At 63.6% G+C, this 21,869-nt stretch carries 19 protein-coding genes and 2 pseudogenes; 12 read left to right on the top strand and 9 right to left on the bottom strand.

Annotated features, from left to right (window positions below; genetic code table 11):
• The first annotated feature begins 10 nt into the window (after positions 1-10).
• The 6 genes from LOY37_RS16825 (at position 11) to LOY37_RS16800 (ending at position 7,658) form a co-directional block, all read left to right on the top strand.
• Positions 11-1,354: an LLM class flavin-dependent oxidoreductase gene (locus tag LOY37_RS16825; RefSeq protein ID WP_258715329.1), complete on the top strand. Its 1,344-nt coding sequence runs from the start codon at positions 11-13 to the stop codon at positions 1,352-1,354.
• A 27-nt stretch (positions 1,355-1,381) separates the two neighbouring features.
• Positions 1,382-2,437, top strand: coding sequence for an NADP(H)-dependent aldo-keto reductase (locus tag LOY37_RS16820; RefSeq protein WP_258715328.1), 1,056 nt, complete (start codon positions 1,382-1,384; stop codon positions 2,435-2,437).
• 23 nt (positions 2,438-2,460) lie between these two features.
• The gene (locus LOY37_RS16815) at positions 2,461-3,351 is read left to right on the top strand and encodes an ABC transporter permease (protein WP_258715327.1); all 891 of its coding nucleotides are present in this window, start codon (positions 2,461-2,463) and stop codon (positions 3,349-3,351) included.
• Positions 3,348-5,009 carry an ABC transporter ATP-binding protein gene (locus LOY37_RS16810; protein WP_045194277.1) on the top strand — a complete coding sequence of 554 codons (1,662 nt, stop codon included), beginning with the start codon at positions 3,348-3,350 and terminating at the stop codon, positions 5,007-5,009. Before LOY37_RS16815 ends, LOY37_RS16810 begins: the two co-directional genes overlap by 4 nt.
• Before the next feature lie 26 nt (positions 5,010-5,035).
• Positions 5,036-6,244 (top strand): acyl-CoA dehydrogenase family protein, encoded by a 1,209-nt coding sequence (locus LOY37_RS16805; protein WP_258715326.1) that lies wholly within the window; start codon positions 5,036-5,038, stop codon positions 6,242-6,244.
• Between the two features lie 61 nt (positions 6,245-6,305).
• Positions 6,306-7,658, top strand: a complete 1,353-nt coding sequence (locus tag LOY37_RS16800) for an MFS transporter (protein ID WP_258717205.1) — start codon at positions 6,306-6,308, stop codon at positions 7,656-7,658.
• A 90-nt stretch (positions 7,659-7,748) separates the two neighbouring features.
• On the opposite strand, the gene LOY37_RS16795 is transcribed toward LOY37_RS16800, so the two are convergent.
• Both LOY37_RS16795 and LOY37_RS16790 read right to left on the bottom strand, forming a co-directional pair.
• Positions 7,749-8,849: a sigma-54-dependent Fis family transcriptional regulator gene (locus tag LOY37_RS16795; RefSeq protein WP_093381322.1), complete on the bottom strand. Its 1,101-nt coding sequence runs from the start codon at positions 8,847-8,849 to the stop codon at positions 7,749-7,751.
• 10 nt (positions 8,850-8,859) lie between these two features.
• Positions 8,860-10,035, bottom strand: a complete 1,176-nt coding sequence (locus LOY37_RS16790; RefSeq protein WP_258715325.1) for an acyl-CoA dehydrogenase family protein — start codon at positions 10,033-10,035, stop codon at positions 8,860-8,862.
• Positions 10,036-10,249: 214 nt separating this feature from the next.
• Between LOY37_RS16790 and LOY37_RS16785 the strand changes: the two genes are divergently transcribed.
• A complete protein-coding gene (locus LOY37_RS16785; RefSeq protein ID WP_010227092.1) occupies positions 10,250-10,465 on the top strand; it encodes a molybdopterin-binding protein in 216 nt (71 codons plus the stop codon).
• Between the two features lie 54 nt (positions 10,466-10,519).
• Here the strand turns inward: LOY37_RS16785 and LOY37_RS16780 are convergent, their stop codons facing one another.
• The gene (locus tag LOY37_RS16780; protein WP_258715324.1) at positions 10,520-11,941 is read right to left on the bottom strand and encodes a cytosine permease; all 1,422 of its coding nucleotides are present in this window, start codon (positions 11,939-11,941) and stop codon (positions 10,520-10,522) included.
• Positions 11,942-12,152: 211 nt separating this feature from the next.
• Between LOY37_RS16780 and LOY37_RS16775 the strand changes: the two genes are divergently transcribed.
• Positions 12,153-13,037 carry an EamA family transporter gene (locus tag LOY37_RS16775; protein ID WP_258715323.1) on the top strand — a complete coding sequence of 295 codons (885 nt, stop codon included), beginning with the start codon at positions 12,153-12,155 and terminating at the stop codon, positions 13,035-13,037.
• A gap of 10 nt (positions 13,038-13,047) precedes the next feature.
• Here LOY37_RS16775 and LOY37_RS16770 read toward each other — a convergent pair whose 3' ends face one another.
• Both LOY37_RS16770 and LOY37_RS16765 read right to left on the bottom strand, forming a co-directional pair.
• Positions 13,048-13,692, bottom strand: a complete 645-nt coding sequence (locus tag LOY37_RS16770; RefSeq protein ID WP_258715322.1) for a metalloregulator ArsR/SmtB family transcription factor — start codon at positions 13,690-13,692, stop codon at positions 13,048-13,050.
• Positions 13,689-15,119 carry an MFS transporter gene (locus LOY37_RS16765; protein WP_258715321.1) on the bottom strand — a complete coding sequence of 477 codons (1,431 nt, stop codon included), beginning with the start codon at positions 15,117-15,119 and terminating at the stop codon, positions 13,689-13,691. Before LOY37_RS16765 ends, LOY37_RS16770 begins: the two co-directional genes overlap by 4 nt.
• Before the next feature lie 177 nt (positions 15,120-15,296).
• Between LOY37_RS16765 and LOY37_RS16760 the strand changes: the two genes are divergently transcribed.
• A complete protein-coding gene (locus LOY37_RS16760; RefSeq protein ID WP_045194264.1) occupies positions 15,297-15,617 on the top strand; it encodes a YbjQ family protein in 321 nt (106 codons plus the stop codon).
• A gap of 164 nt (positions 15,618-15,781) precedes the next feature.
• Positions 15,782-15,967: a hypothetical protein gene (locus tag LOY37_RS16755; RefSeq protein ID WP_045194262.1), complete on the top strand. Its 186-nt coding sequence runs from the start codon at positions 15,782-15,784 to the stop codon at positions 15,965-15,967.
• A gap of 758 nt (positions 15,968-16,725) precedes the next feature.
• Here LOY37_RS16755 and LOY37_RS16750 read toward each other — a convergent pair.
• On the bottom strand, positions 16,726-17,853 hold the full coding sequence (locus LOY37_RS16750) for an IS481 family transposase (RefSeq protein WP_258715123.1): 1,128 nt from the start codon (positions 17,851-17,853) through the stop codon (positions 16,726-16,728).
• Positions 17,854-18,150: 297 nt separating this feature from the next.
• Here LOY37_RS16750 and LOY37_RS16745 point away from each other — a divergent pair, with 297 nt between their 5' ends.
• On the top strand, positions 18,151-18,453 hold the full coding sequence (locus LOY37_RS16745; protein ID WP_045194260.1) for a hypothetical protein: 303 nt from the start codon (positions 18,151-18,153) through the stop codon (positions 18,451-18,453).
• Here the strand turns inward: LOY37_RS16745 and LOY37_RS16740 are convergent.
• Entirely contained in the window at positions 18,444-18,866 is a 423-nt protein-coding gene (locus LOY37_RS16740; protein ID WP_258715320.1) for a group II truncated hemoglobin, read from the bottom strand. The two genes, LOY37_RS16745 and LOY37_RS16740, sit on opposite strands and share 10 nt — an antisense overlap.
• Positions 18,867-18,983: 117 nt before the next feature.
• The gene (locus LOY37_RS16735) at positions 18,984-19,316 is read right to left on the bottom strand and encodes a hypothetical protein (RefSeq protein WP_283817199.1); all 333 of its coding nucleotides are present in this window, start codon (positions 19,314-19,316) and stop codon (positions 18,984-18,986) included.
• 362 nt (positions 19,317-19,678) lie between these two features.
• Between LOY37_RS16735 and LOY37_RS16730 the strand changes: the two are divergent.
• Positions 19,679-20,644, top strand: a pseudogene (locus LOY37_RS16730) (SLC13 family permease); the annotation flags it as partial.
• 713 nt (positions 20,645-21,357) lie between these two features.
• Here the strand turns inward: LOY37_RS16730 and LOY37_RS16725 are convergent.
• Positions 21,358-21,846: pseudogene (locus tag LOY37_RS16725) on the bottom strand (helix-turn-helix domain-containing protein); the annotation flags it as partial.
• Positions 21,847-21,869 lie beyond the last annotated feature (23 nt).

Genomic DNA, 21,869 nt, shown 5'->3' with positions numbered 1-21,869 from the left:
AGGAGTTGCCATGAGCCAGCCTGCAAAACACATGAGCATCGGCATGAACATCCTCGGTTTCGGTGCCCATTCCGGTGCCTGGCGCCAGGCCGAGGTGCCGGCCAATGCCTATCTCGATCACCAGTATTACAGCAACATCGCGCGCATCGCTGAACGCGGCAAGCTCGATGCGATCTTCCTCGCCGACGGCCCGGCGCTGATCGGCGATGTTGGCCAGCATCCGGCCGGGCGCCTGGAACCTACCGTGCTGCTCACCGCCGTGGCCCTGGCCACCCGTCATATCGGCGTGATCGCCACCGCCTCGAGCACCTACAACGACCCCTATAACCTGGCCCGGCGCTTCAGCTCGCTGGACCATATCAGCGGCGGCCGCGCGGCCTGGAACGTGGTCACCAATGCCGGTGATGCCGCCGCGCAGAACTTCGGCCTGGCCGGTGCGCCGCGGCATGTCGACCGTTATGCCCGGGCCGATGAGTTCATCGATGTCACCCTCAAATTGTGGGACAGCTGGGAAGATGACGCGGTGATCGGCGATGCCCGCCGTGGGCGTTTTGCCGACCCGGCCAAGGTGCATGCCATCGACTTTGTCGGCGAGCACTTTTCGGTCAAGGGCCCGCTCAACTTGCCGCGCTCGCCCCAGGGCCGGCCGGTGCTGGTGCAGGCCGGGTCTTCCGAAGGCGGCAAGGCCCTTGGCTCGCGCTATGCCGATGCGATCTTCACCACCCAGACCACCCTGGTCGACGGCCAGGCCTTCTATCAGGAAATGAAACAGCGCGCCCGCCAGTGGGGGCGCAACCCCGAGCACCTGAAAATCATGCCGGGGTTGTCGACGGTAATCGGCAGCAGCGAGGCCGAGGCCCAGGCGCGTTTCGACGAGCTCAACGCCTGGTACGGCGAAGAAGGGCTGATCAACCAGGTGGCGGCGCGGGTGGGCCTGACGGTCAGCGAGCTGCAGCTGGACGCGCCGTTGCCCTGGGAGCGGATTGGCCCGGTGGCGGATTTCGAGCGCGGCTCCCACGGTTTCCTTGAAGCCCAGTTGAACCTGGCGCGGCGCGAGAACCTGACCATCCGCGAACTGTCGCGGCGCATCCTGGTTGGCCACCGGCTGATCGTCGGCACCCCGGAACAGGTCGCCGACAGCCTCGAGCACTGGTTCCGTGCAGGCGCTGCCGATGGCTTCAACATCATGCCGGACATGTTCCCTTCCGGTGTCGAGGTGTTCGTCGACCAGGTGGTGCCGCTGCTGCAACAGCGCGGGGTGTTCCGCCATGAGTACCAGGGCAGCACCTTGCGCGAGCACCTCGGCCTGCCGTACCCGGTCAGCCAGTACCGGCGCGCCGCCGAAGCGGTTTGAGCTTTTTACTTTCGATACGGAGCGAGCATGATCAAACGTACTTTGGGCAACAGCGACATCCAGGTCAGCGTGCTGGGGCTGGGCAGCATGACCTGGGGCCACCAGAACAGCGAAAGCGATGCCCACCGCCAGCTCGACGCGGCGCTGGCCGCCGGTATCAACCTGATCGACACCGCCGAGATGTACCCAACGCCGACCCACGGCGAAACCTGGGGCAGCACCGAGCGTTTCATCGGCAGCTGGCTGGCGAACAGCGGGCGGCGCGCCGAGGTGGTGCTGGCCAGCAAGATCATCGGCCCGGCACGCCAGCCGGGGGCCGGCGCGCATATCCGTGAGGGGCTTACACGCCACAACCGGGCCAATATCGTCGCCGCCCTGGACGGCAGCCTCAAGCGCCTGCAAACCGATTACCTGGACCTCTACCAACTGCACTGGCCGGACCGCACCACCAATATTTTCGGCCAACGCGAATACCCCTATGTCGAGGATGACCGCGAAACCGTGAGCATCGCCGAGACCTTGCAGGTGCTGGCCGATCAGGTCGCCGCCGGCAAGATCCGCCATATCGGCGTGTCCAACGAAACCCCGTGGGGCGTGGCCGAGTTTTTGCGCCAGGCGCGCGAGCAGAACCTGCCGCGCATCGTCAGCATCCAGAACCCCTATAGCCTGCTCAACCGCCTGTACGAGGGCGGCCTGTCAGAGTTCAGCCAGCGCGACAACATCGGCTTGCTGGCCTATTCGCCGCTGGCCTTCGGCGCCCTGACCGGCAAGTACCTCAACGGCGCCTTGCCGCAGGGCTCGCGGCTGTCGTCGGTGTACCGCACCTTCAACCGTTACGACAGCCCCGGCGCTCATCAGGCCATCGCTGCCTATGTGGCGCTGGCGCAGGAGCTTTCGATCAGCCCGGCGCAACTGGCCCTGGCCTATGTGCTCAACAAGCCGTTTGTCAGCAGCGCACTGACCGGGCAGACCAGCCTGGCGCAACTGGCCGACAACCTCGGCGCATTGCAGGTGAAGCTGGGCAGCGAAGCCTTGGCGCGCATCGAGCAGATCCACCGGCAGATCCCTAACCCGGCTCCCTAACGTTCAGTTCATGGAGGTGCCCGATGGCGCCGATCAATTCAACGGCGGCGGTGCTGCCGGTCAGCGGTCTGATCCCGGCCCCGGCGCGTTTTGCCAGGCACCGGCCACTGGCGGTGCGCCCGGGGCTGGTGCTGGCGGCGCTGTTCGTCGCCTTTTTGCTGCTGGCGGCGCTGCAGCCAGGCTGGCTGGTCGCCGCCGACCCGCTCGATGCCAGCGCCCGCCAGGCCTTCCAGCCACCAAGCAGCCTGCACTGGTTGGGCACTGACGAGAACGGCCGCGACATCCTTGCGCGGCTGGTCTATGCGGTGCGCCCATCGCTGGTGCTGGGCCTGAGTGCCACCGCCCTGGGACTGCTGCTGGGTACCGTGCTCGGGCTCCTGGCCGGCCTCGGCCCACGGCTGGTCGACGGTGCGGTGATGCGCCTGGTCGATGTGCTGCTGGCCTTTCCCGACCTGTTGCTGGCGCTGGTGATCATCACCTTTTTTGGCCAGGGCGCGCTCAACACCATCATCGCCGTGGGCATTGCCAGCGTGCCGCGCTATGCGCGCCTGGTGCGCGCGCAAACCCTGGTGGTGCGCAATGCCGGCTACGTCGAGGCGGCCACGACCCTGGGCCTGCCACGACGGCAGGTGATCTGGCGGCACGTGCTGCCCAATGCGATCAAACCGATTTTGATTCTCGCCACCATCGGCATCGGCAGCACCATCGTTGCCGGCGCCGCCCTGAGCTTTCTTGGCTTTGGCGCGCCACCGCCGCAGCCGGAATGGGGCGGCATGCTCGCGATCGGCCGCAACTACCTGGCCAACGCCTGGTGGCTGGTGGCCTGGCCGGCCCTGGCCATCACCCTCACCGTGGTTTCGATCACCGCCATCGGCCGCGAACTGCTGCGCCGCAACGAAGGTAAACGCCTATGAACGCTGTTCTTCAACACCCCGCGCCGCTGATCGAGGTCAGCGACTTGCAGGTGCGCTTCGGCCAGGGCGTGCCGGTGCTCAAGGGCATCAGCTTCACCGTGCAGCAGGGCGAATGCCTGGCGCTGGTGGGTGAGTCGGGCTCGGGCAAGAGCGTCACTTCGCGCACCCTGGCCGGGCTCACCGGAGCCCATGCGCAGTTGCAGGCCAGCCGCCTGGCCTTTGCCGGGCAGGACCTGCGCCAGTTCGACGAGCGCGCCTGGCGCCGGGTGCGCGGCGCACAAATCGGCTTTGTCATGCAAGACGCCCTGGGCTCGCTCGACCCCCTGCGCCCGGTCGGCAAGGAGATTGCCGAGCCGCTGCAACTGCACAGCGCACTGAACCGCGAGCAGCGTCAGGCGCGGGTGCTGGAACTGCTGCGCGCGGTCGGCGTGCCGGAGCCTGAGCTGCGCGCCCGCCAGTACCCCTGGCAGCTCTCCGGCGGCTTGCGCCAACGGGCGCTGATCGCCTCGGCGATTGCCTGCAACCCGCGCCTGCTGATTGCCGACGAGCCGACCACGGCGCTGGATGCCACGGTGCAGGCCCAGGTCTTGAGCCTGCTCGAATCCCTGCGCGGCGACAGCACGGCGATGCTGATTGTCAGCCACGACCTGGCGGTGGTCTCGCGCCTGGCCAACCGCGTGGCAGTGATGCACAACGGCGTGATCGTCGAGCAGGGCAGTGTCGAGGCGGTGCTGCAAGACCCGCAGCACCCCTACACCCAGTACCTGCTCAAGGCCGGTGCCGCCGTGCATTTTCGCCGGCCGCAGGCAGCAAAACTTGCGGCCGTGGCGCCGCCGGTGGTGGAAACCAGCGCGCCGCTGTTGCAGGTGCAGCAACTGAGCAAGGCCTTCAAGGGCCCGGACGGCGCCTTGCGCACCGTGGTCGACAAGGTTTCGCTGCAGCTGCACAAGGGCCGCACCTTAGGCATTGTCGGCGAGTCGGGCTCGGGCAAGACCACCCTGACCCGGATGATCCTCGGCCTGGAAACCCCCGACAGCGGCGCGATCCAGATCAAGGGCCGGCCCTGGCTGCAACTCGATGACCAGGAGAAACGCGCGCTTCGCCGCAGCATCCAGGTGGTGTTCCAGGACCCGCTGAGCTCCTTCGACCCGCGCTACACCGTGCAGCGGGTGTTGTACGAGGCGCTGCAAGTAGCCGGGCACCTGCGCGCGCAGTGGCGCCCGCAGGCCGTCGAGTTGCTCACCCTGGTGCGCCTTGACGAAAGCCTGCTGGAGCGGCGCCCGATCGAGCTGTCGGGCGGCCAGCGGCAACGCATCGCCATTGCCCGCGCCCTGGCCGCGCAGCCGCAGATCCTGGTGTGCGACGAGCCGGTGTCGGCGCTGGATGTGTCGGTACAGGCGCAGATCCTCGAACTGCTCGACGACCTAAAACAGCGCCTGGGCCTGGCCTGCCTGTTCATCTCTCACGACCTGGGGGTGATCAACCACGTCAGCGACCAGGTGCTGGTGATGAAAGACGGCGTGGCGGTGGAAAGCGGCGCCGTGCGCGATGTTTTCGACCGTCCGCAACACCCCTATACCCGTGCCTTGCTTGACGCCATTCCACACCTGGAAAGCGGTCGCAAGGTCAGTTTCGAATTTCTCCGCCTGGCGATCTGATCGCCTGATTTGCACAAGGAAAGTCCATGCCTGGTTTATCCGCAGTCCCCCCGATTGAGCGTCGCAACCTCGACGACCTCAAAGGCAATACCGAAAACCTGCTGGCGCTGATTGCCGCCGGCGCCGCGCAACGTGAACGCGAACGCCAGCTGCCCTATGAAGCAGTACGCCAGATTGCCCAGGCCGGGCTCTACACCTGCCGCATACCCGAGCAATATGGCGGCCCGGGTGGCAGTGTCAGCGATGTGATCGGCCTGCTGCTGCGCATCGCCTCGGTGGACTCCAACGTCGCCCAGGCGCTGCGCCCTGGCTTCGGTTTTGTCGAAGGCTTGTTGTCGTCAACCGCCGACGGCGCCGAGGCCGAGCGCCAGCGCTGGTTCGCCCGCTACCTGCAAGGCGCGGTGCTGGGCAATGCCGGTTGGGAAGTGGGCGGCGCCAATGGCGCGATCAGTGCGCGCATCGTGCGTGACGGCGAGCATTACCGCGCCAGCGGCAGCAAGTACTACAGCACCGGCTCCCTGTACGCCGACTGGGTCAGCGCCGTGGCTCTGGATGAAAACGATCAGCCGGTGTCGTTCGTGCTGCCGCGCGAGCGCCAGGGCCTGGAGTTGCTCGACGATTTCGACGCCATGGGCCAGCGCCTGACTGCCAGCGGCACCACGCGCCTGAATGATGTCGTGGTGTACGCCGACGAGATCCGCACGCGCACGGTGGAGGAGGGCAAGCGGACCATCGTCACGCCGTTCCTGCAGTTGTTTCTGGCCACGGTGCAGGCCGGCATCGCCCGCAATGCGCTGGACGACGCCAGCCGCTTTGCCCGCGAGCATGCGCGGCCGATCAAGCACAGCAGCGCCGCGCGTTCGGTGGATGACCCTTACGTGCAGCTCAGCGTCGGCGAGATCGCCGCCCGTGCCTTTACCGCCGAAGCCGTGGTGTTGCGCGCGGCGGCGTCGATCGACCGCGCCTGGGCCAGCGGGCTTGATCCACATCAGGTTGACCAGGCCGCCATCGACGTGGCCCAGGCCCAGTACATTGCCGCCGAGTCCGCGCTCAAGGCTGCCGAGTTGCTGTTCGACGTCGGCGGCGCCTCGACCACCGGCCGCAGCCACAATCTCGACCGCCACTGGCGCAACGCACGCACGGTCGCCAACCACAACCCGCGGCACTGGAAGGCCGCAGCGGTGGGTGCCTGGCAACTGACCGGCACGCCGCCGCCGACGTCGGGCTTGTTCTGAGGTGGGCAGTTTGCAGGCGCCGCTGTTGACCCACAGCACCGGGCAATCACGGCGGGTACCGATGATCATCGGCTGTGCGTTGCTGATGGAGCTGATCGACTCCACCGTGGTCATGACCGCATTGCCACAGATGGCCAGCGAGTTCGGCGCGCCGAGTGTGCGCATGAACCTGGTGGTGTCGCTGTACATGCTTGCCGCGGCCCTGGCAGTGCCGGTCAGCGGCTGGGCGGCGGACCGCTACGGGCCGCGGCGGGTGTTCGTGCTGGCGATAGTGTTGTTCACCCTGTCGTCGCTGGCTTGCGCCCTGGCCGGGTCGTTGCTGCAACTGTGCCTGGCGCGCCTGTGCCAGGGCGCGGCGGGGGCGATGATGGTGCCGGTGGGCTTGATGATCCTGCTGCGCTGGTCGCCGCGCGAGCAGCTGCTGCGCAACATGTCCTACCTGACCATCCCGCCACTGGTGGGGCCGATGCTCGGGCCGCCGCTGGGCGGTCTGCTGGTGACGCTGCTGTCGTGGCAATGGATTTTTCTGGTCAACCTGCCCATCGGCGTGCTCGGGGTGTACCTGGTGCTGCGGCATATTCCCGATTACCCCGGCGACAGTCAGCAACGCCTGGACCTGCGCGGCTTGCTGCTGGCCAGTGTGGCCCTGGCGTCACTGGTGTTCGGCTTCGAGGCGCTCGGCCATGGTTTGCTGGCGCGGCGCTGGGTGCTGCTGTTGCTGCTGATCGGGCTAATAACAGCGCTGCTCTATGTGCGCCATGCCCGGCGTTGCGCCCAGCCGCTGCTGGACTTTTCGCCTTTGCGCGTAGGCAGTTTTGCCGTGAGTTTCTGGGGTGGCAACCTGTTTCGCCTGGGCACGGCGGCGCAGCCGTTCTTGATGGTGTTGTTGTTCCAGCTGTGCTTTGGTTTAAGCCCTTTGCATGCCGGTTTGCTGACCTTCACCGGGGGTGTCGGCGCCTTTGTGGTCAAGCTGCTGGCGGTGCGTATCGTGCGCCGCTTTGGCTTTCGCCGCACCTTGAGTATCAATGCGTTGTTCACCGGTTTGAGCCTGGGCGCCTGCGCCAGTTTCAACCTCGACACGCCGTACTGGCTGGTGGTGTTGATCCTGTTCGCCAGCGGCCTGATCCGCTCCTTGCAGTTCAGCGCCATGGGTGGCCTGACCTATGCCGACGTGCCCGCCGAACTGCACAGCCGCGCCAGCAGCCTGTCGGCGGCGACGGTGCAGTTGACCATGAGCTTGTCGGTGGGGGTGGCTGCTTCACTGCTCAGTGTGTTGATGAGCGTGAAAGGTGAGCAGCAAGTGGCGGTGGCGGATATCGCCCTGGTGATTGGCGTCGGGGCGCTGCTGTGCATGGCTTCGGCGCTGGTGTTTCGCACGCTGGCGGCGGATGCGGGGAGTGAGATCTACCGCTGAGCTTTTCTCGACTGGACTGCGACCGCTGCACGCTCGATCGCGGGTCGAGCCCGCTCCCACAGGATGGGTGCAGGGCCTGCGATAAGGCCATTAGATCGACAAATTCAGCACCCGCTCGCCCTGGGTACTGCCCCCGGGCTGCCGGCGATTCACCGCCAGTTCGCCCATCTTGATCAGCCGGGTGCGGGTGACGTTGCGGCTCAGGCCGAGCAAGTTGGCGGTGTGCACCTGGTTGTAATGACTGAAGCGGTAGGCCGCGCGCAACAGTGCGTCCTCGACCTTCTCGTGCAAGGCGCCGCCAGGTTGTTCGAAGAGTTTCTGGAAAGCCCGCGCCAGCAAGCCTTCCGCCGAATCATCGCTGCCGGGGCTGTCGTCGGCGCGTTCGATGCGCATGTTCGACAGGCGCAGGTCCTCCTGGCGGATCACGCCGTCACGGCAGATCAGTAAGGTGTGATGGATGACGTTTTCCAGCTCGCGGATGTTGCCCGGCCAGCCGTAGCTGCGCAGCTTGGCTTCGGCCTCGCTGCTGAGGCTGACCTGGCCATAGCCCAGGCGCTGGCTGTAGGCCTGGATGAAGTGGCGGGTCAGCGGCAGGATGTCGCCCGGGCGTTCACGCAGTGGCACCAGTTCCAGGCTGACGACGTCGAGGCGGTAGTACAGGTCTTCGCGAAAGTGCCCGGCGTTGATGGCTTTTTCCAGCTGCACGTTGGTAGCGGCCAGTACCCGCACATCGATGGCAATGCTCTTGCGCGAGCCCAGGCGTACCACTTCGCGCTCCTGCAGCACGCGCAACAGCTTGACCTGGATTGGCATCGGCAGGTCGCCGATCTCGTCGAGGAACAAGGTGCCGCCGTTGGCTTCTTCGAACCAGCCGGCCTTGGCACTGAGGGCGCCGGTGAACGCGCCTTTTTCGTGGCCGAACAATTCGGCCTCGACCAGCGACTCGGAAAACGCTCCGCAGTTGACTGCCACGAACGGCTTGTCACGCCGGCCGCTGAGGTTGTGGATGTGCCGGGCGACCAGCTCTTTGCCGGTGCCGGTCTCGCCGATGATCAGCACGCTGGCTTCACTCGGCGCGACCCGCTGCAGGTGCGCCAGCAAGGCCCGTGACTTGGGGTCTTCGAACACCTGCGCGGTGGCGCGGATCGAGGTGGCCAGGGCCGGGGAGGGCGGTAGGGTCAACAATTGCATGGCGGTCACACTATGAGTAGAAGGTCGGAGTCGGCAATTGCCCGCGCAGGGCCCATTCACCGAGTTCGTGCAGCTTGTAGTCGAGCGGGTCGTGCAGGCTCTGGGTGCGCAGGTTGCGCCAGTGCCGGTCGAGGCCCACCGAGGCCTGGGTGGCGCGGGCGCCGGTGACTTCAAACACCTTGCTGCAAATCTCCAGGCCATCGCGGCTGGCGGCGACCTTGGCGGTAGCGATGCTCACCGCCAGGCGCCCGCGTTGTTCGGCGCTCAGCGCCGCGCCTTTGGCCCAGGCCTGATCCAGCTCCTGGGCGGCCTGGTCAACCAGCAGCCGCGCACCCTGCAGGCGCACCCAGAAGTCGCCGAAATGCTTGAGTACATACGGGTCGGCGCTGCTCTGTTCGGCGAGCGATTTGAACCATGGCCGCGACTCGCGCAGGGCATAATCCCGGGCCTCTGCGAAAGCGCCCTCGGCGATGCCGAGGAAGATATTGGCGAAATGCAGCTGGGCAATCAGCGGCCGCAGGCAGGCGAACGGCGTGCTCAAGGGACCGGGGTCGAGCAGCAGATCGCTTTCTTCCACCCGCACCCGTTCGAAGCTGGCGCTGCCGCTGTCGGTCTGGCGCTGGCCCATGTTGTGCCAGTCGTTGTGCAGGGTGATGCCGGTGCGCCCGCTGGGGATCGCCGCAATCAGCAGCTTGCCGCCGGCGCTCTCGTCCACCGCCGAGGCGATGAGCATCTCTGAATCGCTGGCGCCGGAGCAGAAGCTTTTTTTACCGGAGAACTCGCGAAAGCTGCCACGGTCCTTGACCACCGTGCGGGTGTCCAGCGGGTTGAGGGCATTGCCCCAGAACCAGCTCTTGCGCGCGGTCAGTTCGAACCATGGCTGCCACTGCGCGGGCGTGGCGAACAGGCGCACGGTGGCGAGCATCAGGTGATGAAAACCAAACACGTGGGCGAGGGAGCTGTCGACCCGGGCGAATTCACGAACCACGTCGAAGGTTTGCGTCCAGCTGGCGCCCAGCCCGCCGAAGTCGCGGGGGATGCTCAAGGCCAGCAGGCCGCTGCTGCGGATGGCATCGCGTTCGGCCTTGGGCGTGCCGCCCTGGCGGTCACGCTCGACCGCACTGCGGGCGAACTCACTGGCCAGTTCCCGGGCGATGTGCAAAGGGGTCGATGGAGTGCTGTGCAAAGGTGGCGCTCACTTGCTCGATGAGGGTGGCACCGATGCTAAAGGATCTAAAAAACTGAAAATAAATAACTTATAGGTCTTTCGATATGTCGATTTATATATTTCTTTTGGTTCTATATTCGTAAGTATTTATTCTTTTTAATTTTATTCGCTCGAGCGCAATCTGCACCTCAAGCACTGCGCGGCAGTGCACCCCAGGACGAGGAAGCAGCACATGACCATCAAGGCGATCAACGTACGCAATCAGTTCAAAGGCACGGTCAAGGAGATCATCGAAGGCCCGGTGGTATCGGAAATCGACGTACAGACCTCCGCCGGCATCGTCACCTCGGTGATCACCACCCGCTCGGTGCACGAGCTGGAGCTGCGGGTCGGCAGCGAAGTGATTGCCTTCGTCAAATCCACTGAGGTGTCGATCGCCAAGCTATGAAGGGCAGGAACAAAAACAGGCCGAGCCCCGGTGACGGGGCTCGGCCTTTTTGTTTCAGGACTGGCTGGTTTGCGGCAGGATCATCTGCGCCGGGGCATCGGCAGCCTTGCGCCGTGCGACCAGGTAATACAGCACACTCGGTACGATCAGGCCGATGATCCACGACAGGTCGACGCCGCCCAGGTGGGCAACCATCGGGCCGGTGTAGAGCTTGGTGGAAATGAACGGCATCTGCACCAGCACGCCGATGGTGTAGACGATGATGCCGGGCATGTTCCAGCGCCCGTAGCGGCCGTTGGGGTCTGCCAGCGCCGGCACGTCGTAGCGCTCCTTGGTGATGAAGTAGTAGTCCACCAGGTTGACCGCGCTCCAGGGCACGAAGAAGGTCAGCAGGAACAGGATGAACGACTTGAACGCGGCCAGGAACGAATGCTGGCCGAGCAGGGCGATCAACGTCGAAGCGCCAACGATGGCGAGGACGAAGAACAGCCGCTGACGGCGGGTGACTTCGATGTGCCCGCGAAAGCCACTGATGATGGTGGCGATGCACATGAAGCTGCCGTAGGAGTTGAGGGTCGAGATGGTCACCTTGCCGAAGGCGATGCTGAAGTACAGCAGCGCGGCGGTGGCACCGGTACCGCCCAGGCCGACGATGTAGGCCACTTCACGGCCGGAGAACTGGCCGTTGGCAATCGCCGCGGCAAACACCCCGAGGACCATCGACGCCTGGGCGCCGACCACCGAGCCCAGGCCTGCGGCGAGGAAGGTCTTGAACGATGAGGTGTTGCTCGGCAGGTAGCGCGAATAATCCGCGACATAAGGGCCGAACGAGATCTGCCAGGACGCCGACAGCGACACCGCGAGCAGGAACGAGGCCCAGCTGAAGTGACGGTTCTCCAGCAACTGGCCGATGTCGCTGATGACCATGATGCGGCTGAACAGGTAGACGAAGGCGATGATCCCCAGCACGCTGGCCACCCGGCCGATCCAGTGGATCATGCGGTAGCCGAACACCGTGGCAAGGACGATGACCCCGGCGAAAATCAGAATGCCGGCGCTGTCGCTGACGCTCAGCAACTGGCCGATGGCCTGGCCCGAGAGCACCGTGCCGGTGGCGGTGAAGCCCAGGTACATCAGGCACACCAGGGCAATCGGGATGGCCGCGCCGTACACCCCGAACTGCACGCGGCTGGAGATCATCTGCGGCAGGCCGAGTTTCGGCCCTTGGGCGGCGTGCAGGGCCATGACCGCGCCGCCGACCAGTTGCCCGAGCAGCAGGCCGATCAGCGACCAGAACACATCGCCACCGAGCACCACGGCCAGGGCCCCGGTGACGATTGCGGTGATTTGCAGGTTGGCACCCAGCCACAGGGTGAACTGGCTGTAGAGGCGTCCGTGTCGTTCGTTTTCCGGGATGTAGTCGATCGAGCGCCGCTCGATCAGGGGCTTGCTGCGCGAGGCATTGGCCTGGGTCATTGCTCGGGATCTCCGCCTATTGTTGTGTTGTCGCGGTCGGGTCGCCAGCCGAACGCAGGCGGGCGACTGAAACAGATATGAGCATGTATATACAAATACAGTCAAGTGAAGGTGTCGGCTTTGCGGCGTCCATCCGTCGCGATGGATGCTGCGATGATTTCGTGCATAAGGTTATGCTGTTGCGAAATATTACAAAGCCGTTGAGGGAAGCATGCCGTTAAAGGATTTACTGCTGGCGCTGGTGGTGATTGTCGCCTGGGGCGTCAATTTCGTGGTGATCAAGGTCGGCCTCGATGGCTTGCCGCCGATGTTGCTGGGCGCCTTGCGCTTTGCCCTGGTGGCGTTTCCGGCGGTGCTGCTGGTCAAGCGCCCGCAGTTGCCCTGGCGCTGGCTGATTGCCTACGGCGCGACCATCTCCCTGGGCCAGTTCGCCTTTCTCTTCGAGGCCATGGGCAATGGCATGCCGCCGGGGCTGGCGTCGCTGGTGCTGCAATCCCAGGCGTTCTTCACCCTGTTTTTTGCCGCGATCTTCCTCGGCGAGCGGCTGCGCGCGGCCAGCGTACTGGGCCTGCTGGTGGCCGCCGGCGGCCTGGCCCTGATCGGCAGCGAAAACGGCGCCAGCGTGCCGTTTTTTGCCTTGCTGCTGACCCTGTGCGCCGCCGCGATGTGGGCCATGGGCAATATCATCACCCGGCGTTTCGGCAATATCGACCTGGTGGCCCTGGTGATCTGGGGCGGGTTGGTACCGCCGCTGCCGTTTCTGGCGCTGTCGTGGTGGCTGGAAGGCCCCGAGCGGATCGAAAGCTCGCTGCGCGGCATCGGCTGGAGCTCGGTGCTGGCGCTGGCCTACCTGGCGTTTATCGCCACCATGCTCGGCTACAGCCTGTGGAGCTATCTGCTGTCGCGCTACCCGGCCGGCAAGGTGGCGCCGTTTTCGTTGCTGGTGCCGGTGGTGGGCCTGAGCTCTTCGGCCTTGCTGCTGGACGAGCGCCTGACCCCGCTGCAAGGCTGGGGCGCGCTGCTGGTGATGGCCGGGCTGTTGATCAACGTCTTCGGCCCGCGCCTGCGCCAGTTGTTGCTGGCGCGGATGGCCTAGCAGTGGGCGATTACGCCGGCGTAACCCGGTAAACACAACGCCGATCACCGCTCAGCAGGTGTTCGCAGCGCGCCACCTGCGCCTGCTCACCGAGCGCGGCCTGGAACACCTGCAGCTCCGAGCGGCAAAAACCCTGGCAGCGGCGCGCCGCGACGCAGATCGGGCAGTGGTTTTCGATGATCAGCCAGCCGTCGCCGCAGGCCTGCATCTGGGCCATGTAGCCGGCCCGCTCACGCAGTTGCACCAGCACCCGCACTTTGTCTTCCAGCCCCTGGGCCTGGTTGCAGGCCTGCTGGTATTCGGCGCGGCTGCTGGCTTCCATGCGGCTGATGAGCTGGTCGACCCCCTCGGCGCCGAACACCTGTTCGACGCTGTCGATCAGTTGCAGGGTCAGCACACTGTGGGTGTCGGGAAAGCGCCGCTGGGCGGCGTCGGTCAACATCCACTTTTGCGAAGGCCGCCCGGCGCCAGTGCTCGGGACACTGATGCCATTGATTTGCCCGGCGGCCTGCAGCTTCTGCAGGTGCTGGCGCGTGGCCTCGAAGCTGATCTGCAGCAGGCTGGCCAGGTCGGTGGTTTTCAACGCGCCGCGGGTCTTGAGCAAGAACAGGATGCGCTCGGCGCTTGAGGCGCTATCGAGGTTGCTGAGGCTCATCGGGCCATGACCTTGGGTGCAGTGCCAGTCAGGCGCCAGACCAACAGCCAGGTCAGCAGTGGCGCGATGGCAAACACCGCGAACAGCCAGGTCGCGGCCTGTTGCGCGCCAGCGACGCCGCCCGGCTCGACCAGCCCGGCACTGTTGCTGACCACCCCGGCCAGGGCTGCCGCCAGCGCCGTGGCGTAGAGCTGCACGGTGGTGATCGACGCCGAGGTCAGGTTTTCTTCACCGGGTGGCGCGGCGCTGAGCACCTTGGTCAGCAGGTGCGGCCAGCCCAGGCCGATCCCCAGGCCCACGCCGGCCAGCGCCAGGCAATACACGGCCAGGCCGCCAGTGCTGCCCAGCCAGGCCTGCTGGCCGGTCATCAACGCCAGCCCCAGCAGGGCCGCAAGGACGATGCCCGGGCCGACGCGGATCATGCGCTCGGCGGCCTCACCGGTGCGGCTGGCGCTGCACAGCGCGGCCAGGGTCCAGCCCGCCGCCATGGCCGCGGTCATGTAGCCGGCGGCCAGCGGGCTGAGGCCGTGAATGGCCTGGAGGAAGTAGGGGACGAAAATTTCCGTGGTCACTGCCGCAATCAACAGGCACATCACCGCATACAACTTGCCCAGTGGGGTGCCCAGGGAGTAAGCGCCAGAAGGCAGCAAGCGGCGCTCGGGCTGGTGGTCGAGGCGGGCGATGAGCACTGCGAGGGCCAGGCCCGCGCCAATCCCGAGCAGGTTCCACAGCAGTTGCTGGGCCAGGCTGGCGGCAGAAATCGCCAGCACCGAGGCGACCAGGCAAGCAATCAGGCCATAGGGTGGGCGAGTGGCCCGGGTGCTGGCAGCCACCTTGCCGTGCAACTGGTTGATGACGATCAGCGCCAGCAGCGCCGCCACCGGCAGCAGCGACCAGAACGCCCAGCGCCAGTGGCCGCCCTGGGCAAAGATACCGCCTACCGCCGGCCCGCACAGGGTGGCCACGCCCCACATGCCCGAGACCATGGCCATGGCCCGGGGCCACAGGCGCTCATCGAAGATCAAGCGGATCAGCGCATAGCTCAGGGCGAACAGGATACCGCCGCCCAGGCCCTGGACGCTGCGACCGATCAGCAGCACCGGCATGCTCGGCGCGGCGGCGCAGATCACCGAGCCCAGGCTGAACACCGCCAGGGCCAGGAGAAAGGCCGCCCGCGCGCCCAGGCGCTCGATCAATTGCGCCGAGAGGGTCGAGCCGATGATCGAGGTGGCGACAAACAGCGTGGTGCTCCAGGCATAAAAGGCCAGGCCGCCGATATCCGCGATCACCGTGGGCAGGATGGTGGTGACGATATAGACGTTGATTGCATGCAGGGCGACGCCGCCGGCCAGGGCGATCGAGCGCAGGGCGTTGCGCCCGTGGAGCAGTTCGGCCCATGACGCGGGTTGAGGGTGGGCGGTGTTCATCGGCGACTCCTTCGCAAGTAAGGCGGCAATGGAAGGGGAGTCTAGGTGGCTGGCATGTATTACACAACCAATTGCTTGTATAAATGGCCACGCAGCGGCTGGCGGTTTTGTTACCATCGCGCTTTTTCCGCCCGCTCAATTGCGGGCGGCTGACAGGCAAGGCCGAAGGAGAGCAGCATGATCATTACCACCACAGGGACCATCGAAGGCCGGGAAATTTCCGCCTATCTGGATGTGGTCAGCGCCGAGTCGGTTCAGGGTATCAACGTGGTTCGCGATATGTTCGCCAGTTTCCGCGACTTTTTCGGTGGCCGTTCGCAAACCCTGGAAAGTGCGTTGAAAGAAGCGCGCATCCAGGCCACCGACGAAATCCGCGCCCGCGCTCGCAGCCTGCAGGCCGATGCGGTGGTCGGCCTGGACTATGAAATCAGCATGCCCTCGGCCCGTGGCGGCATGGTCGTGGTGTTCGTTACCGGTACCGCGGTGAAGCTCAGGTAAACGCCAGGGGTGCGACAAAACAGCCCGGCCATTGGTCGGGCTTTTTTGTTCTTGCCCGTGCGGTCCACAAATGACCGGCTAGTCTCAGAATCACCAGGGTCAGTACTTTTCTGGGCAATCATCTGCTTGCCGGTACTGGTCCGCCATCGGAGGGAGACTGGGGCATGATTGAATCCTACATTGAGGACCAGGGCGACGAATTTCCCATCAACAGTGTGGTGCGCTGTGGCCAGAGCGGCTATCGCCTGGGCTTTGCCAACATGACGCTGGATGATGCGCAGGTGCGCCTGAACGCGCTACAGCGCAGCAAGAAGGGCAAGTTCACCCCGCGCTTGCCAGCGAAGAAGTAAACGAATCGACCACCACCCCGCCCAACGGCGGGGTTTTTTTTGGTTCTTCACGGAATCTCGGGGGCTATGATTCTTGGGTTGGGTTGCGGGCTTATCCATTCGGTGTGGCGCCGCTGTTGGCCCCTTCCGCCCTTACGGCGGGTCCCTTTTGTTCTTGGCAAAAGGAACCAAAACCGCTCGCTCCAGCATACGGCCCTACGCTGCGCTCCGGGTTCCTTCGCTACGGTGCCTTCCAGGGGCATCGCGGCCTACGACTTGCTTCGCCAAGTCTACGTCTCGCGACTTCGGCCTCGGCCGAAGGGTGCTACGCACCAGCCCCCTCCAGACACCTACGCTCAGCCTCCTGAAGTCGCGAAGTTACGGGCGGCGCCTGCACTGACGCATCTGCGAAAGCAGATGTTGGCGCAGCCATGCTGACGCAGGAGCGGGACAGCCCGCTGATAAAACGAGCACCAACTTGTTTGGTCTTGATCTTGATGTTCATGCACGTACTTCCAGGCACCGCGAAAAGCGACTTCAGGAGGCCGAGCGGAGGTGCCTGTAGGGGCGGTGCGCAGCACCTTCGGCGGCAGCCGAAGACGCGAGATGTAGACTTGCGAAGCAAGTCGTAGGCCGCGATGCCCCGGAAGGTGCCGTAGCGAGGGGACCCGGAGCGCAGCGTAGGGCCGTATGCAGGAGCAAGCGGTTTTGCCTACTTCTTCCCAAGATGTATGGACCGGAGACATCGCTGACACATGTACGGGGACATGGTTGACACATTATCGCTTGCCATCCGGGTTGTTGAAATCGATGGTTCTCAGCTTGCGGTGGCAGAAGTAGACGTCGAAGTGATCAGGTCCCTTCTCGCTCGGGCGCAAAGCCAAAATGTGGCCCACCAGCGCTTTTGCTATCCGGAATGAGCGCTTCCTGAAGCGGAACTGACTATCGTAGGGTTTGACTAGGATATCTTCGGGTCCGTATTCAAAGGTTGGTACCCGGCTTGGAAACGGCCGTGTGCTCATCTGGTAGCGCTCCCTCGGTACTTGGTAGTCCAACTGCTGGTGGGGTCGCTTGTAGTTGTAGACGCCACGCCACAGGTCGAACGCCTCCTGCGCCTCCCGCAAATCACGGAAGGTGCGGTCCCTGAGCACCTCTGTCTTGAGCGTTCGGTGGAAGCGCTCGTCTTTACCGTTGGTCTGTGGGTGCCCTGGCCGGCTGAAGGTCAAGCGTATGCCCAGACGCACTATCCAGATCCCTAGTGGCGTCAGCTCTCCAGGGTTTCGTGGTGCCCCCCAGGGCGCGCCATTGTCTGCGTTGATCTGCAGGGGAAGGCCATACCGCCTGAACAGATCGGTCAGGTGCTCCTGGACCAATTCGGTTCGCTGATGCGCACAGGCTTGAATCGCCAAGTTGAAGCGCGAGTGATCATCGATCAACGTCAACGGGTAGCACGGCCCCTGACCTGTCTGGAAGAAGCCTTTGAAGTCGATCTGCCAGAGATCATTAGGAGCCTCGCGTTCATAGCGTTTCCACGGCGTAGCTGCAGCACTGGCTTCGGAGGTGATCAGCCCGTGGCGATGCAGAACATTGGTGACGGTACTGGCGCAAATGCGCTGACCCAGTAGATGCCTGATCTTGCGGCCACCCCAGGCAGGGTGCTCCTTGCGGATGGCGATCACTTCTTTCTCAAGCCCACGATCCGTCAGCCTAGGGCTGCTGGCAGGTTTTCTGGATCGTTCCAAAAGGCCTGCCGCACCCTCCTGCCGGTAGCGGTTAAGCCACTTGTAACCTGTCTGGGGACTGATACCGAAGCGTCGGCACAACTCCCTGACATTGGCGTCTGGGTGATTGGCCAGATGAACGAACTCTTCTCTCAAGCTCATGGCGTCTCTCGCGTTCCAAGGCATGGTCGAATTCCCGGCAGGTTTGCTTGCCGAAAAGTGTCAACCATGTCCCCGTACACCTGTCCACCATGTGTCCGGTCCATACACCAAGAGAAAAGTAGGCCGCCGTAAAGGCGGAAGGGGCCAGCAGCAGCCCCACACTGAATGGATAAACTCGCAGCCTCAACATCCCAACCCGGGATTCCGTGAAGAACCTTTTTTTTGCATTGTTTGACCTTGCGCAAAGGTTGCGCGGCTGGCGCTCGCCTGATGCCGGGTTGTGTGCCTTACTAATGCCGCCATCAATACAGGAGCCATTCGATGCGTATCAGGGAAGAGACCTACTGGAACTGGGCTGACGCACAACTGCACAGCCGCAGTCATGACGAACAGCTCAGCGACGGCACCAGTATCGACGTTCAGGTGAGGCTGTCGCGCACCGGCGCCACTCAGTTGTTCCTCGGCATTTATACGCGCCAGGGCAAGGCGCTGGTCGAGGAGTACCACGACAATCGCCCCGGCGAGACCATGACCCGCGCCATGGTCTGGGGCGTTGACCGCGCCAGGGCGCTGGCCACCGGTGCCTTGCCACTGGAGAAGGCGCCGCTGCGCCGTCAGGCCTGAGGGTGACGGGCGCGGCTGGCCTGGACGATGCGTTCGGCCGGCACGCGCAGTTGGCGCAACAGGTACTCGGCAAATTCTGCAGAATACTCCTGCAGGTTAATCGCCTGTCGCATACAGCCCAACCAGATAGCGCTGTGGCTTTCATTGATCGGCCATTGGGCATGGAAGGCCGGGATGGCGATCGGGCCATAGCGCTCACTGAACAGCCGCGGGCCGCCGAGCCAGCCACTGAGAAAACACGCCAGCTTGTCGCGCGAAGCTTCCAGGCTTTGCGGGTGCATCTGGCGCACGGTTCGTGCCTCGGGGTTTTCATCCATCAAGCGGTAGAAGTCATCGACCAGGCGGCGCAGGCCGTCGATGCCTCCGGCGGCCTGGTAGGATGCATCGTCGGTTCCGAAAGTGGGGTGGGTCATAAGCGGGTTCTTGGCGCAAAGGGGGCATTCTAGCCCTGTACCGCCATAAATAAAAAAGCCCAATCCGCGTGGATTGGGCTCAAGCGTGGCTGGGGCAGTGCCGCACCCCAGCGACCCTTAGCAGAGACGGTCGATCACCGCGACGCCAGGCTTGTTCTGCAGCGCAGCCCACTCGCTTTGCAGGGTCTGTAGAACCCGACCGACATATTGAGTGTCGGCGGCGGCCTTTTTGCCAACGTAGCCCTGGCCGCGACGGTACATCTTCAGGCGGGCACGCATGTTCGGCTTGCGTTCTTCGAACTCGGCTTCGTCGCTCATGGTTTCCAGGCTGTCCAGGTGAACTTCACCGGTTTTGCAAACCCAGAGGATGTGGCTGTCGAGAGTGTCCTTGCGCGCGGCGAACAGCCGGGCCAGTTCTTCAACAGTCGGTTGATTGTTCAGATTCATCATAAAGCCCCCTTGACCATTCGTTGTTTGTTCGCACTTGGCGCATAACATGTAGCGTTAAATGAAAGCTGCTACAGCAGCGTCACAACTGGGGGCTTCTACACGCTGCCTTTTGGGCAGTACCCATCCGCACACAGCTCATGGATCTGTCGAGCTGCCTGGAACACCCTTGCCAGTACCCCCGATCGGGGAGACGACCTCATCATGCAAGGGGCGACGAACGGCGTCAACAGGTTTTGTAGTGTTTTTTTCAAGGCACTACATCTTGTCGGACAATGCCTCGAATTCGGGGCATTGATGCGCATCAGTCTGCGCAAAAGCGATCTGCGCGATCATGGCCGCACATGTTCTAAAGGGAGTTACCGATGAATTCGCCGGCCAATGTGCCTGTCTCACAAACCGCCAGAGCCCGCGTGCCGATTGGCCTGCTGATCGGTATCGCAGCGCTGGTCGGGGTGCTGTTGCTGCCGATGCCCGCCGACCTGCCAGTGGCCGGCCACCGGGTGCTGGCGATTCTGGCTTTTGCCGTGGTGGTGTGGATCAGCGAAGCGGTGTCGTACGAAGCCAGCGCGATCATGATTACCTCGCTGATGGCCTTTTTGCTCGGCACGGCGCCGACGGTGGCCGACCCTTCGGTGATCTACGGCTCCTCGGCCGCCATCACCCTGGCCCTGACCGGTTTTTCCAACAGTGCCCTGGCCCTGGTGGTCGGCGCCTTGTTCATCGCTGCGGCCATGACCCACACCGGGCTGGACCGGCGTATCGCCCTGGTGACCTTGTCGAGCATCGGCGTCAGCACCCGGCGCATCCTTCTGGGGGCGGTGGCCGTCACCGTGCTGCTCAGCCTGGTGGTGCCCAGCGCCACTGCGCGCAGTGCCTGCGTGGTGCCGATCATGATGGGGGTGATCGCCGCTTTTGGTGTCGACAAACGCTCGAACATCGCTGCCGGGATCATGATCATCGTCGCTCAGGGCACCAGCATCTGGAACATCGGCATCCAGACTGCCGCGGCGCAGAACCTGCTGACCGTCGGCTTCATGGACAAGATGCTCGGTGCGCGGGTGTCGTGGATCGACTGGCTGATCGCTGGCGCGCCGTGGGCAGTGATCATGTCGGTGGTGCTGATCGTCCTGGTGCTGAAAATGCTGCCGCCCGAAAGCGATGCGATTCCGGGTGGCAAGGCGGCAGTAAGCAAGACCCTGGCCGAGCTCGGGCCGATGACCGGCGCGCAGAAACGTCTGTTGGGCGTGTCGCTGTTGCTGTTGCTGGCCTGGGCCACCGAGGGCAAGCTGCATCACTTTGACACCACTTCGACCACCTATGCCGGGCTGTGATCCTTCTTCTTCCCCTTTTTTCTCTTTTTTTTTCTTTCCCTTTCCCTCTTTTTCCCTTCCTCTTCCTTCCTCCTCCCTTTTTTTTCCCTTTCTTTTCTTCTTCTTTTTTCCTCTCCTTTTTCTTCCTTCCCCTTTCTCCCCCCCTCCTTTTCCTTTCCCTTTCTTTCTCCTCCCTTTTTTCCCCTTTTCCCTCCTTTCCTCCTTTTTTCCCCTTTTTTTTTTCCTCTCCCTTTCTTCCTTTTTCTCTTCTTCTTCCCCTTTTCTTTCCCTCTCCCCCTTTCCCTTCCCTCTTCTCTTCTTCCCTCTTTTTTTCTTCTCTTTTTTTCCCTCCCCCTCTTTCCTTTCTCCTTCCTCCTCCTTTCTCCTTTCCCCTTTCCTTTTCTTTTTTTTCCCTCTCCTTTCTTTCCTCTTATCCTCTCCCCTCTCCTCCTCCCTTTTCTTCCTTTTCCCCTTCTCCTTTCCCCTCCCCCCTCTTCTCTCCTTTTTTTCTTCTCTTCCCCCTCTTCTTTCTTCCTTTCTTCTTCTTTTTTTTTCCCTTCTCCCCTTTTTTTCCTTTCTTTTCCTTTTCTCCCCTCCCTCTTTCCTCTTCTTCTTCCCTCCCTCTCTCGTCCCGCTTCCCTCTTCTTCTCTGCCCCCTCTCCGCTCTCTTCCCCTCCTCCTTTCCCTTTTTTTTTTCTCTTCTTCTCTCTTCCTCCTCCTTTCGTTCTCTTCTTGAAGCTGTGGGGCAGGGTGGTGGGGAAGTAGTAGCCGTCACCGGAGTTGAGGATGCTGACCTGGCCATCGACCCGCAATTCGATGGTGCCACGGGTCACCAGGCCGCACTCTTCGCCCTCGGCGTGCACGATCGGCTCGCCGGAGTCGGCGCCCGGCGCGTACAGCTCGCGCAACATGCGCATTTGCCGGCCTTCGACACTGGCCCCGACCAGCAGCATGCGCAGGCCGCTGTTGCCCAGGTCGGGCTGTTCGGTCGAGCGGAACACAAAGCGTTCTTCGCGGATCGGCTCGTCAAAACTGAAGAACTCCGCCAACGACATCGGAATGCCTTCAAGCAGCTTTTTCAGGGAACTGACCGAAGGGCTGACGCGATTCTGCTCGATCTGCGAGATCGTCGAGTTGGTCAGGCCACTGCGCCGAGCCAGCTCCCGTTGGGAGAGTTTGTTGCGTTCACGCACCAGTTTGAGTCGTGTCCCCGTGTCCATAGCCGCCTTATGTGTCAAAAATT

The organism is Pseudomonas sp. B21-012, assembly GCF_024749305.1.
Classification (GTDB): Bacteria; Pseudomonadota; Gammaproteobacteria; order Pseudomonadales; family Pseudomonadaceae; genus Aquipseudomonas.
This window is presented reverse-complemented; position numbering and strand designations above follow the sequence as displayed.